Annotated in this window: 12 protein-coding genes and 1 CRISPR repeat array (1 of these 13 cut by a window edge); of the genes, 3 read left to right on the plus strand and 9 right to left on the minus strand. The window is 37.8% G+C overall.

Translation table 11 applies throughout. The features are described 5' to 3' along the window. Positions 1-869: direct repeats of the CRISPR family, unit length 37 nt; unit sequence ATTGCAATTTCCACTAATCCCTATTAGGGATTGAAAC; it begins 112 nt to the left of the window's first position. 34 nt (positions 870-903) lie between these two features. The 6 genes from FJR38_RS06030 to FJR38_RS06055 all read right to left on the minus strand — a co-directional run bounded on the left by FJR38_RS06030 (position 904) and on the right by FJR38_RS06055 (position 6,335). Beyond that, on the minus strand, positions 904-1,479 hold the full coding sequence (locus FJR38_RS06030) for a Uma2 family endonuclease (RefSeq protein WP_168535947.1): 576 nt from the start codon (positions 1,477-1,479) through the stop codon (positions 904-906). A gap of 211 nt (positions 1,480-1,690) precedes the next feature. Further along, positions 1,691-3,940, minus strand: coding sequence for an FdhF/YdeP family oxidoreductase (locus FJR38_RS06035; RefSeq protein WP_168535949.1), 2,250 nt, complete (start codon positions 3,938-3,940; stop codon positions 1,691-1,693). Between the two features lie 22 nt (positions 3,941-3,962). Next, positions 3,963-4,238, minus strand: coding sequence for a type II toxin-antitoxin system RelE/ParE family toxin (locus tag FJR38_RS06040; protein WP_168535951.1), 276 nt, complete (start codon positions 4,236-4,238; stop codon positions 3,963-3,965). Then, on the minus strand, positions 4,231-4,500 hold the full coding sequence (locus FJR38_RS06045) for a type II toxin-antitoxin system Phd/YefM family antitoxin (protein WP_168535953.1): 270 nt from the start codon (positions 4,498-4,500) through the stop codon (positions 4,231-4,233). The genes FJR38_RS06040 and FJR38_RS06045 overlap by 8 nt, the downstream gene beginning before the upstream one ends. Before the next feature lie 107 nt (positions 4,501-4,607). Beyond that, on the minus strand, positions 4,608-5,510 hold the full coding sequence (locus FJR38_RS06050) for a S1 RNA-binding domain-containing protein (RefSeq protein ID WP_168536434.1): 903 nt from the start codon (positions 5,508-5,510) through the stop codon (positions 4,608-4,610). Between the two features lie 84 nt (positions 5,511-5,594). Beyond that, on the minus strand, positions 5,595-6,335 hold the full coding sequence (locus FJR38_RS06055; RefSeq protein ID WP_168536436.1) for a dienelactone hydrolase family protein: 741 nt from the start codon (positions 6,333-6,335) through the stop codon (positions 5,595-5,597). A gap of 283 nt (positions 6,336-6,618) precedes the next feature. On the opposite strand from FJR38_RS06055, the gene FJR38_RS06060 reads away from it, so the two are divergent. Both FJR38_RS06060 and FJR38_RS06065 read left to right on the plus strand, forming a co-directional pair. After that, the gene (locus FJR38_RS06060; protein ID WP_168535955.1) at positions 6,619-7,605 is read left to right on the plus strand and encodes a GntR family transcriptional regulator; all 987 of its coding nucleotides are present in this window, start codon (positions 6,619-6,621) and stop codon (positions 7,603-7,605) included. A 174-nt stretch (positions 7,606-7,779) separates the two neighbouring features. Beyond that, complete coding sequence (locus FJR38_RS06065) at positions 7,780-9,165, plus strand: aldehyde dehydrogenase (RefSeq protein WP_168535957.1); 1,386 nt, start codon at positions 7,780-7,782, stop codon at positions 9,163-9,165. Between the two features lie 92 nt (positions 9,166-9,257). On the opposite strand, the gene rpmF is transcribed toward FJR38_RS06065, so the two are convergent. Then, positions 9,258-9,434, minus strand: a complete 177-nt coding sequence (gene rpmF, locus FJR38_RS06070; RefSeq protein ID WP_168495573.1) for a 50S ribosomal protein L32 — start codon at positions 9,432-9,434, stop codon at positions 9,258-9,260. 163 nt (positions 9,435-9,597) lie between these two features. Further along, on the minus strand, positions 9,598-10,149 hold the full coding sequence (locus FJR38_RS06075) for a hypothetical protein (RefSeq protein WP_254449368.1): 552 nt from the start codon (positions 10,147-10,149) through the stop codon (positions 9,598-9,600). A gap of 192 nt (positions 10,150-10,341) precedes the next feature. Between FJR38_RS06075 and FJR38_RS06080 the strand changes: the two genes are divergently transcribed. Beyond that, positions 10,342-12,192, plus strand: a complete 1,851-nt coding sequence (locus FJR38_RS06080; protein ID WP_168536438.1) for a caspase family protein — start codon at positions 10,342-10,344, stop codon at positions 12,190-12,192. Positions 12,193-12,228: 36 nt separating this feature from the next. Here the strand turns inward: FJR38_RS06080 and FJR38_RS06085 are convergent, their stop codons facing one another. Continuing rightward, positions 12,229-12,606: a Mo-dependent nitrogenase C-terminal domain-containing protein gene (locus FJR38_RS06085; protein ID WP_168535959.1), complete on the minus strand. Its 378-nt coding sequence runs from the start codon at positions 12,604-12,606 to the stop codon at positions 12,229-12,231. Between the last annotated feature and the right edge of the window lie 525 nt (positions 12,607-13,131).

Genomic DNA, 13,131 nt, shown 5'->3' on the forward strand with positions numbered 1-13,131 from the left:
CATGACTAACGTTAACTTAGAAGCAATCCGTTATTGCAATTTCCACTAATCCCTATTAGGGATTGAAACGTTTGCCTCTTCGATTCTGCTGTCTAATTCTTTCAAATTGCAATTTCCACTAATCCCTATTAGGGATTGAAACAACACCAATCCTATCACCTGATTTCCTATAGCTGGAATATTGCAATTTCCACTAATCCCTATTAGGGATTGAAACATGAAGTAAATAGTGTGAGGACTTACTAAAATGATTGCAATTTCCACTAATCCCTATTAGGGATTGAAACACTCCATGACCTTACAAGCCACTCAAGACCATAAAATTGCAATTTCCACTAATCCCTATTAGGGATTGAAACGAATTACTTTGTAAGTGATCATCAAATCGGGGTTATTGCAATTTCCACTAATCCCTATTAGGGATTGAAACTAGGTCAGTTTTACCAACAATCAGGCGAATTTGAAAATTGCAATTTCCACTAATCCCTATTAGGGATTGAAACTAGCAAATGCTTGACTACGCACGGATAAGGACCCAGAAATTGCAATTTCCACTAATCCCTATTAGGGATTGAAACACAGATTTCTCTCGACCAATTACTTGAAATTGCGTTAAGATTGCAATTTCCACTAATCCCTATTAGGGATTGAAACTAACAGTGAAATAGTCATCACTAATTGGGCGCACATATTGCAATTTTCATTAATCCCTATTAGGGATTGAAACGCTTGAAAATGTAGCATCTACTAAACAGAGAAAAATTGCAATTTTCATTAATCCCTATTAGGGATTGAAACGATCAAGCTGTGCGTCGGTAGCGTTCCAGTTAAAATTGCAATTTTCATTAATCCCTATTAGGGACTGAAACCCACAGCAGAAACTCATTTACCAACTATTGAAATTTAATAACAATCTAAACTCAAAATAAATCCAGGTAATATCTCTTCACCTAATAACTCAGTCGGTAAATTTCGTACTTCTACATTTTTTTCTAAACGATAAATTTCTACTTGTTGCTGTTGAGGATTGATCAACCATCCTAATTTTACCCCTGCATCCATATATTCTTGCATTTTAGAACGCAGACTTTCTAAATCATCCGTTGCTGACCTCAATTCAATCACAAAATCCGGTGCAATGGGGGGAAATTTGCGCCTTTGTTCTGGGGTTAATGCTTCCCAACGTTCTGTTTTAATCCAAGCAGCATCAGGAGAGCGATCGCCTCCATTTGGTAATTTAAATATAGTCGAAGAACTAAAAGTATAACCCAGTTTTGTTTGACGATTCCAAATACCTAAATCAGTAATTAAATCAGCTTCTCTATTACCGCTTTCTCCTCCCACTGGTGGCATAATAATTAACTCTCCTCTTGCTGTGCGTTCAAATTTTAAATCGCTATTTTTTTGACATAGTTGATAAAATTGTTCATCTGTGATATTGACACTGTTAATATTTAACTTCAAAGCAGTAGTAACCATATCATTTTATCCACTACTTGAGGAATAGAGTTTTTTACATTATATATTTTAGCACAATTAATAACTTTTAATTTTTCTCATTCTTCCGTTCATATCTCGTTCCCATACTCTGTATGGGAACGAATGTTAAAAGGCTTTGCCTTTTGTTTTAAACTAGAGTCAGAGACTCCTGATAGCATTCCCAGTCTGGAGACTGGGAACGAGATATTGATCATGTTTTATTATAAATAAAAATCGGAACTCTTTTATATGCAGGTGTCCCACTTTTTGGATCAATTTCTGCTTTAAATAAAACATTAGTTTCAGGATAAAACATAAAAGCTACACCTTCACGAATTGCACCACAAATAACTTCAATATTCTCTAATTCTCCTACATTTCCTTTAACGATAACTCGTTGATGTTCCTGAAATCCTGCTTTTTTAATATCCAAACTATTCATTAAAATACAATGACGATGGGGCATATTTCTATATTTATCTTCACTGCGATAAACTACTGTATTATGTTGTCCATAACTGCGCCCTGTTCCCAATATAACTACAATCCCTGACTGATTTTCTTCAACACCAAAATCTGCTTTTTTAGGTAAATCTAATTGCGGTAAAGGTGTAACAAACATCTGCGCTTTACCATCAGATGTGGGAAATTTCGGTTCTTCTAAAATCCGTCCTGGAATGATAAATTCTTCTTTTGTTTGATCAATATCAGCTATTTTTTCATAACCAGGAATGGTTTTAGCAATTAATTCTCTCACATAAACTGTATCTTGTAATTTATGCCAATTTATCGGATTTTCACCATGTAAACCATGAGCAATTTCTGTAATTAATTCTATTTCGGAAATCAAATCAGAATTATGGGGTTGTAAATGACTTTTACCTTCATCATTTAACCTCACAAAATTATTTCCTGATTCAGTTGTGGTTTTATGAGGATTTTCAAATCTATTAAAGACTGGTAATATTAAAGTTTGCGTTTTTCCTAATCCGTGAAAATGTCCTAAGTTCGGTTTGGTAGATATATAAAATATAGTTTCTATTTGTGATAATGCTTGTTTTGCTTGCTGTAAGTCTGGGTTCGCTGCATACAAATTTCCCCCTAAACAAAAGAGTGTATCTATCTTTCCTATTTCTGCTGCTGCTATTAAATCACGGGTATGATAACCAGGTGTTTCACTGAGGGGTTTTCCTAATAGTTTGGATAGTGCTTGTTTGATTTCTGCTCGCAAGTGAACCGTCACACCCATTGAACCAAATCCTTGGACGTTGGAATGTCCTCGAATGGGCATTGTTCCCGCACCAATTTTTCCGACGTTACCTGTAATTAAGGCTGTATTTGCTATACTAAATATATTATCAACTCCGTTTGCTTGTTGGGTTACACCCATAGCCCAAGCAAAAATTACTCTTTCTGATTTACCTATTATATAAGCTGTGGCTGTGATTTCTTCTGGGGATAAACCGCAGGTGTTAGTGATATTTTCCCAGGATGTATTATTAGCATAATCTATAATTTGTTGCCAATCTTTTGTATATGATTTTAGGTATTCTGTTTTTATTAAATTCTGTTCAATGAGGGATTTTTGCAACCCCACAAATAATGCGACATCACTACCAGGAATTGGTTGCAAATATAAAGATGATATATCTGAACCTCCTGTCAGTAATGATTTGATGGGAAATGCAGGAGAGGCAAATTTAACTAAACCTATTTCTATTTGGGGATTAATAATAATTACTTTACCGCCTCTTGACCGCAATTGGATCAATTCGTTCATCAATCGCGGATGGTTTGCTGGTGCATTAGAACCAATTAAAACCACACAATCACTGTGTTTTAGGCTCTCTAAACTTACCATTGATGTGCCTGAGCCAAAAACTTTTTTTAACCCCACTGTTGAGGGGGCGTGACATAAATCAGAACAGTCTGCTAGATTATTACTACCAAGCGATCGCATTAATAATTGTAATAAATAAGCAGCTTCATTAGATGAACGTCCAGAACTGTAACTAGCTATTCTTTCTGGTGCTAAATTAAAGGCTGATGTAGCGATTTGATAAACTTCTTCCCAGCTAATCCGTTGATAATGTGATGAACCTGATTTGAGAATGAGAGGATAACTTAATCTACCTAAATTATCGCATTCTTGAGAAGTCAGTTTTTGTAATTCACTAATATTATATTGTTGAAAAAAATCTTGTTTAATTCCTGATTGTAATTCTGCTGATATTGCTTCTACACTTTTAGCACAGCGTTGTAAATATTCCCCCGCTTCATTTACAAAGCCTCCTTTTTGTCCACCCGTACCCCAAGCACAGGATAAACAAGTGCTTTTATGATTGAGAGTTTGCCATAATTTCAAACCTTGGGGAGATAAAGTTTTTTCTACCCAATATTGAATTACAGGTAAACCACCACCAGCTTCTGAGTTAGAATTATTTTCAGGTATATTATCCATAATCAGGAGTTCTATATCTTATTTACAAATTTTCATAAACCTCATCATCATTTCGCTTACCAACTCGAAAAATTTCAATCTCCTCATCTTGAATTTTATAGATAATGCGAAACTCTCCCTGATCAACTCGATAGAGATCAGGAAATCCTTTTAATGATTTATAATCTTGAGGTTTAGGATTATCTATGAGAGAGAGAATTTTTGACATTACCTGTTTAAAAAACTTGGGTTGCAGTTTTAGCAATTCTTTACGGACGGATTTTTTAATATTTAGCTTATATTGTTTACCTTCACTCATTGACAATATTCTCTACAGTAAATTCCGTACCATGAAGCTGATTATATGCTTGAATGACTTCTTCAGGAGTAAAAGATTCTGTATCGTCTTCCGAAATTAAATAACTTTCTAATTGTTTTAAACGTTTCCATTCTTCATAACTAATTAGAGTAGCGATCGCTTTTCCAGCTTGTTCAATCACAATTGATGTTTCACCTTGAGTAAGACTATCCAAAAAATCACTCAAATGTTCTTGTACTTCAGTAGCATTTACTTGAGTCATGGTAATTTCACTATCATCATATTGATTATTTTAGCTGATCTGAATATATAGGCAACAGGGATTAGCAATTAAGATTTTACAATCACCCATTACCTATTACTAATCACCTATTCAGCAGTTTTATTAGCTGCACGATTAGCACGAGCTTCTGCTGAACTCATCACTTCTGCGAAATTTTCTACAACTTCACCAGGGTGGTTTTCCAAAACTCTGGTAGAAATAGCAACTCTACCTTTACCTTCATCTAAATCAATAATTACAGCTTTAATTGGCTGACCAACTTGAAAGACTTTTTCTAAAGATTCAATGAATTTTTGACTGACTTGTTTGATGTGTAGTAAGGCGCTGACACCATTTAAATCTACAAATACACCAAAAGGTTTAATGCCAGTAATTTTCCCTTCTACTAATTGACCTAGTTCTAGTAAACTGAAACTGCTAGAACGAGTTGCTAAACGTTGGGAAAGAACGAGTTTATTGGTATTGTTATTAACTTCTAAAAAGCCAGCCGTGAGAGTTTGACCTTTGAGTGCATCTAGGTTATCACGTTCGGACAAGTGCGATCGCGGAATAAATCCCCGTAAACCCAGAAGATCAACAGTGACACCACCTTTATTCACACCAGTGACGCGCACTTGTACAGTTTGGGAATTCTCCTGCATTTCTAACAGTTTTTCCCAGATGTTGCGAACTTCTAATTGTTTACGAGAAAGGGTAACTTGACCTTCAGCATCTTGATCCCGAATAATCAAAAACTCTAGTTCCTCATTCATCGGTAAAAGTTCCGACAAATCAGTTACTGCTCTCAAAGAAGCCTCTTCTTGGGGGAGAAACGCAGAAGATTTGCCACCAATATCTACATAAGCGCCATCATGGTCAACTTGAAATACCTTTCCTCGGACAACTTGTCCTTTTTGAAATTGGTAATCGTGTTTTTCCAGGGCTTTGGCAAAATCGTCCATTGAAAAAGACGAGTTGGCTGTTTGAGAAAGTTTAGATTCGGAATTCATGACTTTTGCAGATAAGTTGTTATTTGTCATTTGTCAGTAGTCAGTGGTTTTTGACTCACTACTGGCTAAAGACGGCGGAGATTTTCAGGCCAGTTGACTAAAAAGTTTTTGGACTTGCTCCCAAGCATCGGCCGCAGCTTTAGGATTATAACTGGCACGGCGGTCACAGAAAAATCCGTGATCAGATCCATCGTAGCGAAACAGACGATGAGAAATGTTATATTTTGCAAATTCGGCGGCAATTTCGTCTACCTGTTCTGGGGGAATACTGGCATCTTCCTGACCAAAGAAGGTGTAAATAGTGCCTTTAATGTCTGCTGTCCTGGTAATAGTGGGTTTTCCACCGCCAGGAGTGCGGGTTGTGATCCCAGCGCCGTAAAAGGATGCAGTGGCTTGAATATCTGGTAAAGTAGCAGCTAGATAGGCGACATGACCACCAAAACAAAAGCCAATACAACCAAAGCCATCTTTTTTGACTTGGGGCAACGTTTTCAGGTAGTCAATAGCTGCTTGAATATCGCTCAACAGTTCTGAGGCTGTGGTTTGTAAGGCGTATTTTCTGCCTATTTCTATATCTTGGGAGGTATAACCAGTTTCAAATCCAGGAGCTTGACGTTGAAAAAGTGCCGGAGCGATCGCTACATATCCCAATTTAGCAATTCGTTCTGTGACATCCCGAATATGCACGTTAACCCCAAAAATCTCTTGTAAAACCACAATTCCGGGATAAGAACCGGGTGCTGTTGGTTTTGCTAAGTAAGCATCTATGTGAAAATTATTTTGAGAAATCTGAATTGTGGCCGTGTTTATTGCTGACTCTGTCATAATATCAGGGAACAAAGAAGAGTTAATAATAGTTATATCCACCAGTCGGACTCCTATTTATTCTGACACGGTGACTCCTGACTTCTCTATTCTTCTTTGGTAATATTTTTCAAATAAAGTTAATCCATTAATAATCAATACTTGTCGGTTGAAAACCTAAAAGTTGTAAATTGGTTTGGGTGAAGGTTTTTTTACCCTCTGAACCGAACAGTATTGCATTAATAATATATTTAACAAGTAGTTTATAACCATTTATCATCAATTTTATGGAGCAGAATTGGTAATGATTCAATTCCGTATTCAGCCAGATAGTGAAATTCCCGCATCTAACCAACTGTTTAATCAAATCCGATTTGCGATCGCTTCTGGGCAGTATTCCCCTGCATATAAATTGCCTAGCACCAGGGCTTTAGCAATGCAAACCGGATTACATCGCAATACAATTAGCAAAGTTTACCGCCAGTTGGAGGAAGAGGGATTTGTTGAAAGTCTGGCAGGTTCAGGAATCTATGTCCGCGCTCAAGGTCATGAAGGTGGAAGCCGTTCACAGTCTCCCATTCTCAAACAACATCCTCAAGCCTATAAAGTAGTCCAACAAGCCCTAGATGAGTTACTTAGCCAAGGCTGTTCCCTCAATCAAGCCAGAGAACTATTTCTAGCAGAGGTAGACTGGCGCTTGCGCTGTAGTGCCAGAGTGTTAGTTGTAACTCCATCTCAAGATATTGGGGCGGGGGAATTAATGGTTGATGAACTAGAAGAATCTCTGCAAATCCCAGTCCAACTGGTAGCAATGGAAAAACTCATCGGGGTACTAGACCAAACAACCTCAGCGACATTAGTTACTAGTCGCTATTTTATCGGTGAAGTTGAAGCGATCGCTGCACCAAAAGCAGTTCGTGTTATTCCTTTAGATATTCACGACTATGCGAAAGAACTGACTGTAGTTAAAAGCCTCCCAAAATCAAGTTGTATAGGAATAGTTAGTCTCAGTTCGGGGATTCTCAGAGCCACAGAAGTGATTCTTCACGGTTTACGAGGAGATGAATTATTAGTGATGACAGCCCAGCCCAAGGATGCGTATAAATTACACGCGATCGTTAAACGCTCAGAAATCATATTTTGCACCGATCAAATTAGTCATTCAACAGCACAAGCAACTGTACAAACAGTCTTAGAAGACCTAATTCGTCCACCTAAACTAATTCGTTGTGAGAACTATATCGGCACTCAGTCAATTAATTTACTGAAACGCGAACTAGGCTTAATTTAAGATATAAGGTTGGCGTTAAAAATTGTCGTTGGGGTAAGGCAGGGAGCAGGGGGAAAAAGGGTTTTATGGCTTTTTTCTGATAACAATTCCTGTCTGAGGTACAAGCAGTAAAAATTAACCGCAGATAAACGCAGATTTTTTGTACTTCATTAGATTAGGAAACACTATAAAGAAATGATTACTACTGAATTACCAAAGATTGTTGAAATTATCGCCAAACAACGGCAGTTTTTCCAAACTGGTAAAACTAAAGATGTGGCTTTTCGGATTTCCCAACTCAAGATTCTTAAACAATTAGTAACTGAAAATAAAGCTGCAATTATTGAAGCATTGAAAGCAGATCTACATAAACCAGAATTTGAAAGTTACGCTACAGAAATCGGTGTTACCAAAGAAATTGATTATGCCCTCAAACATATCAATAATTGGACAAAACCCAAAAAAGCCGCTGTTCCTTTAGAATTTTTTCCTTATGGGGCTAAAATATATCCAGAACCCTTGGGAATAGTATTAATTATTAGTCCTTGGAATTATCCCTTTCAGTTAATTATTTCACCTTTAGTTGGGGCGATCGCTTCGGGAAATTGTACTATCATTAAACCTTCAGAACTTGCACCTCATACTTCTAATTTAATCATCGAACTTATTCATAAATACTTTCCTCCAGACTATATTACAGTCGTCCCTGGTGCAGTAGAAACCAGTCAACAGTTGCTAGCGGAAAAGTTCGATCACATCTTTTTTACTGGTGGTACAGCCATTGGTAAAATTGTCATGGAAGCGGCTGCAAAACATCTCACTCCAGTAACGTTGGAGTTAGGGGGAAAAAGTCCGTGTATTGTAGATACAGACATTAATCTAGAGCATACTGCTAAACGCATTATTTGGGGTAAATTTATTAATGCTGGACAAACTTGTATTGCACCTGATTATCTTATAGTTGATCACAAAATCAAACCAGATTTAATCAAAGCTTTACAAAAATGTCTGAAAGAATTCTATGGTGAAAATCCGGCTAATAGTCCAGATTATGCCAGAATTATTCATCAAAAACATTTTGATAGATTAGTTAATTTACTCAAATGTGGTGAAGTCATTGTTGGTGGAGAAACCAAAGCAGAAGAACTTTATATTGCACCTACACTTTTAGAAAATTTTTCTTTAGAAGATACGGTAATGCAAGAAGAGATTTTTGGTCCAATTTTGCCAATCATTGAATATACAGATATCAATGAAGCAATTACCTTAATTAACTCTAGACCAAAACCCCTAGCTTTATATTTATTTTCCCAAAACAAAAACCTGCAAAAACGGATTTTACAGGAAACATCATCTGGGGGAGTATGTATTAATGACACAGTGTTACAGGTTGGTGTTTCTTCCTTACCTTTTGGGGGTGTGGGTGATAGTGGGATTGGTAGCTATCACGGTAAAGCTAGTTTTGATACCTTTTCCCATTACAAAAGTGTCTTACAAAACTCATTTCCTTTGGATATAAATTGGCGATACGCACCCTATAAAGGTAAATTATCACTTTTGCGGCGAATTCTTGGTATTTAATTAAGTAAAAACTTTGTAGGGGCGCAGGGCTTGCGCCCAGGAGTCACAGAGTCAGAAGAGGGATAAATTTATTCTGACTCCTGAATTTTCACTTATGATTCTTCGGTTTCTTCTTCCTCAGCAGTTGGATAAACGAAATTAGAACGACCACTCAAAATAGATTTACCGAGGGAGATAGCTTTTCGCGCTTCCACAACAGCCTTATGTCTCCAGGTGGCGCGGCGTTTATCTCTTTTAGATTTTGATGTTTTCTTCTTAGGAACAGCCATGACAGCGGTATATCGTGATTCTTGACAACCTTCCTATTCTAAGCGATGAATTGACATCAGGCACTATAAAAACGACTATTGTAACAGGTGACAGACTTTCATAGTGAGTGTCAGTTGAACAGTGACAGAGTTGAAAGTCTTACACTGTCTTGCTTTATCCGAATTATTGTTTTTCTGGCGGATCAGCAGGGGGTGGATTATTAGGTGGCTGTTCTGGGTTGGGGTTTTGAGGGGCTGGAGTTGCGGCTTCTGGTTGATTGGTTGTCATTTCTTGATCAAATAACAATAAAAAGCGTGCTGTTTTGAAATAATTTGACCAAAGTTGGGGATCAGGTCGTTTTTTCCATTGAGGACGACTGACTTCTAATGATAAAATTGGTGCGATCGCTCCTTGATTTTGTGCGGAAATAATCACAGATACTTCTGTCACCAAAATATCTTGGTCAAAGCTACGTTGAGTTGTTGCCCTAGCGGCTGCTTCTGCCCTCCTGAGAACGTTGTCGTAGCTTTCCTCCGGTAAACGGTCTATCAGCAAATCTACTCTTGCTGTGTAAGCTTGGACAACTTGTGGAGCGATCGCTTCTGTCGTTAACCATAAAGGAATTGCTAGTAACAACCAAACTCCACTCTGAATGATCCGGATTTTTTTGCCAATTTGGCCAATAATTGAAAAGGGGATAACCGAAAATGGTTGTTGTGTATAAATCCTGAACATAAACTTGTAGCTCCTGAATAATCGATCATGGAAATCGAGTGCAAGTATTTTACAATTATTTATGTTGTATAAACTACAACAAATGAGCGAAATAAGTGAAAATTCCCTAAACGATAAGACATCAGTTAGCTTTGTGGTGAAAGCCCCTTGTTAAAAACAATTTCTGGCAAACAACAACCGACAAAGAGCGGGATGGTAAATTACTGGGCGATCGCCATTGGTATTAATCAATATGAATTATTTCAACCTCTAAGTTGCGCTCAAGCAGACGCTGAGGCTATCAAAGATTTTTTGGTGTTCCCAGCCGGGTTTTTACCAGAAAACTGCTTGCTAATGACCAATACTTCGCCCCCTATTGGAGAAAACTCCTCCTCTCCTACGAAAGAAAATATTCTCTCGTTGCTAGAAGAATTAGCAGCGACATTTTGGCAACCAGAAGACTACTTATGGTTATTCTTTAGTGGCTATGGGGTTAACTACAAAGAACAAGATTATTTAATGCCAGTCGGTGGAAATCCTGATCAAGTTCCCGAAACAGGTATAGAAGTGCGATCGCTGATGCAAAGTCTACAAGTTACTGGCATCAATGTCTTACTTGTCTTCGATATTAACCGCGCTTTTGGGACTCAAGCCGATGCACCGGTAGGACAAGAAATCATTGAACTTGCCAAAGAACTCCAAATGGGCGCAATTATTTCTTGTCAACCAGAAGAATTTTCCCATGAAAGTACAGAATTAGGTCATGGTTTTTTCACAGCCGCATTATTAGAAACCTTGAATACTGGGAAAGGATACCACTTCCCTGATTTAGCAGCTTATCTGAGTTATCTGACTCCCAAACTTTGTCAACACCACTGGCGGCCAGTCCAAAACCCTGTGACTGTTATTCCTTCTCCACAGCCAGTAATTTTACCTCCGTTGACATTAGATGAAAACTCAGCAGCAATCATTTTTCCAGAAGAAAATTTTGCTGTCACTCAAACTGCACCTCCCCTAGAAAATCGTGAATTTATTACCACCACAGACAAGGCTTGGTGGACAGAAAATGCCTCAGTAGAAACCACTCTGAACAATATAGCTTCACAAGAAACCCAGATTAATGAATCAGTTTCTCAATCACTTGTCGAAAGCAATCACACCTTAGCAACGTCTCCAGAATCGAAGCAAGGGGGCAGATTTATCCCCCCTCTGACAACAGCCAATACTTATCCTTCACGTCAGACGGAGACACCTGTATGGCAACAATTTATCATCTGGGGTGGCGGAACTATGGTGATAGTAGGGTTAATTGCTACATTTTTACTCCGCAATCACGAAAGTTTCCGCTTTAAAAATTTCTCAAAAACCATATCCAATAACACTACTAACCCACCTCAATTTCCTCCGACATTTCCCACTACCCAAAACTCTAGCACCGCCCAAATTAGTTTTAATCCCGATACTAAAAAACGGAATCAAGCCATATTAGAGTTAGAAAAAATGTCTCTGGTGGCGACTAAACCAGAGGATTTGAAGATAGCGATCGCCAAAGCCCAGAAAATTCCTGCAAATTCACCGCTATCCGCCCAAGCACAAGAAAATATTCAGGCTTGGTGTCAGCTAATTTTAGAATTAGCCCAAACACAAGCTCAACAAAAGCAATACGAAACCGCCATAGCCACTGCTCAATTAATTACCAAAAAAGAGCCGCTATATTCCCAAGCCCAAGGTGTGATTCAAAAATGGCAACTCGAAGCCAAGCAGTATGTTAGTAATAAAACTCTCCTAGAAGCAGCAACAGCCTTGATTATTCCCGAACAAGCATCTACTTATAATCGCGCCATTGAAGTTGCTAAAAAAATACAACGGGGACAACCAGGTTTTGAAAATGCTCAAACATCCATTAATCAGTGGAGTGAAAAAATCTTAGATCTAGCTAAAAGCCGTGCTGCTCAAGGAGATTTTAATACGGCAATCGCCACCGCTGCTTTAGTTCCAGAAGTGACGATCGCTTATGAAGATGCTCAGGATGCGATCCAAAAATGGCAACTTCAAAAAAATTAGTTAGTTGTCGGTTGTTAGTAATTCAAAAATCAGCAATTAGCAATATTGTGATATGTCCTCGCCACACGCATCAGCTAAATAGCACATTGCTCTAAATCGTAAACCTACTACTTCTTCGTACAAAGGGTTAAGTTTACACATTGGGGGAATGTGAAACAGGGTTTTACCGAATACTTGGACATCACGCTCAAATGGACACTGAGACGGGATGAATTTACACAACCGATGAGCTAATAGGCGATCGCTTACTTGAAAGTTGTCTACCCAATTTCGTAACGGACCAAATAAGTCCCAAAGAGGTTTAGATGCAACATTGTGTAACGGATTAACATTAGCTTCACCAGCGTCTACATGATGTAGAGAAATCCAACTTACTAGGAAAATCTTTTTGCTGGTATTTTTAGATACCTTCATGGTAATGCCTCTCTTCTTATGAGGGTATTCACCTTACGGATGAATATACAATATGACAAGAACCTAAATCGAAAAACAGTATTATGACGGAAATTTTGTCAAAAGTGGAATGAACTGCTGCCTCTTTTTAATCTATGTATTGATACGTTACTTTAAACGTAATTTCCCAAAAGCAATACTGTATTTATTTAATCTTATTGATAACTTGACACAGTTAAAATTTTAGTGAAGACATCTGCCTTTAGACGTGATTTTTTTTAACTGTAACATAACTTAATACAGTCATGATTATCAATAATCAAGATTAAGTAAAATACTTGCAAATAGCTAACTCCAGGCAGTTATTTCTACTAATTTTGCCATTTATAGTCAATTATGTTGAATCTGCCTAGCTTTAGCTCTTGGTTACAACTCCAGTTTACGAATGAACTTGTTTTTTCTGGACTGAGTTGATGCTGCTGTGGTGTTGATAACTTTGGGAATTCTAAATTGACAGGAAACTGGCTAGAACATAGATGCCAACAC

Origin of the sequence: Anabaena sp. UHCC 0253, from assembly GCF_009712085.1 — a bacterium.
Classification (GTDB): Bacteria; Cyanobacteriota; Cyanobacteriia; order Cyanobacteriales; family Nostocaceae; genus Dolichospermum.

What these genes read in the sequence shown, in the direction of transcription:
- FJR38_RS06035 (WP_168535949.1), bottom strand. Translation starts at nt 3,940, where the DNA reads ATGGATAATATACCTGAAAATAATTCTAACTCAGAAGCTGGTGGTGGT.
- FJR38_RS06045 (WP_168535953.1), bottom strand. Translation starts at nt 4,500, where the DNA reads ATGACTCAAGTAAATGCTACTGAAGTACAAGAACATTTGAGTGATTTT.
- FJR38_RS06055 (WP_168536436.1), bottom strand. Translation starts at nt 6,335, where the DNA reads ATGACAGAGTCAGCAATAAACACGGCCACAATTCAGATTTCTCAAAAT.
- FJR38_RS06050 (WP_168536434.1), bottom strand. Translation starts at nt 5,510, where the DNA reads ATGAATTCCGAATCTAAACTTTCTCAAACAGCCAACTCGTCTTTTTCA.
- FJR38_RS06040 (WP_168535951.1), bottom strand. Translation starts at nt 4,238, where the DNA reads ATGAGTGAAGGTAAACAATATAAGCTAAATATTAAAAAATCCGTCCGT.
- FJR38_RS06060 (WP_168535955.1), top strand. Translation starts at nt 6,619, where the DNA reads ATGATTCAATTCCGTATTCAGCCAGATAGTGAAATTCCCGCATCTAAC.
- FJR38_RS06075 (WP_254449368.1), bottom strand. Translation starts at nt 10,149, where the DNA reads ATGTTCAGGATTTATACACAACAACCATTTTCGGTTATCCCCTTTTCA.
- FJR38_RS06030 (WP_168535947.1), bottom strand. Translation starts at nt 1,479, where the DNA reads ATGGTTACTACTGCTTTGAAGTTAAATATTAACAGTGTCAATATCACA.
- FJR38_RS06065 (WP_168535957.1), top strand. Translation starts at nt 7,780, where the DNA reads ATGATTACTACTGAATTACCAAAGATTGTTGAAATTATCGCCAAACAA.
- FJR38_RS06085 (WP_168535959.1), bottom strand. Translation starts at nt 12,606, where the DNA reads ATGAAGGTATCTAAAAATACCAGCAAAAAGATTTTCCTAGTAAGTTGG.
- FJR38_RS06080 (WP_168536438.1), top strand. Translation starts at nt 10,342, where the DNA reads ATGGTAAATTACTGGGCGATCGCCATTGGTATTAATCAATATGAATTA.
- rpmF (WP_168495573.1), bottom strand. Translation starts at nt 9,434, where the DNA reads ATGGCTGTTCCTAAGAAGAAAACATCAAAATCTAAAAGAGATAAACGC.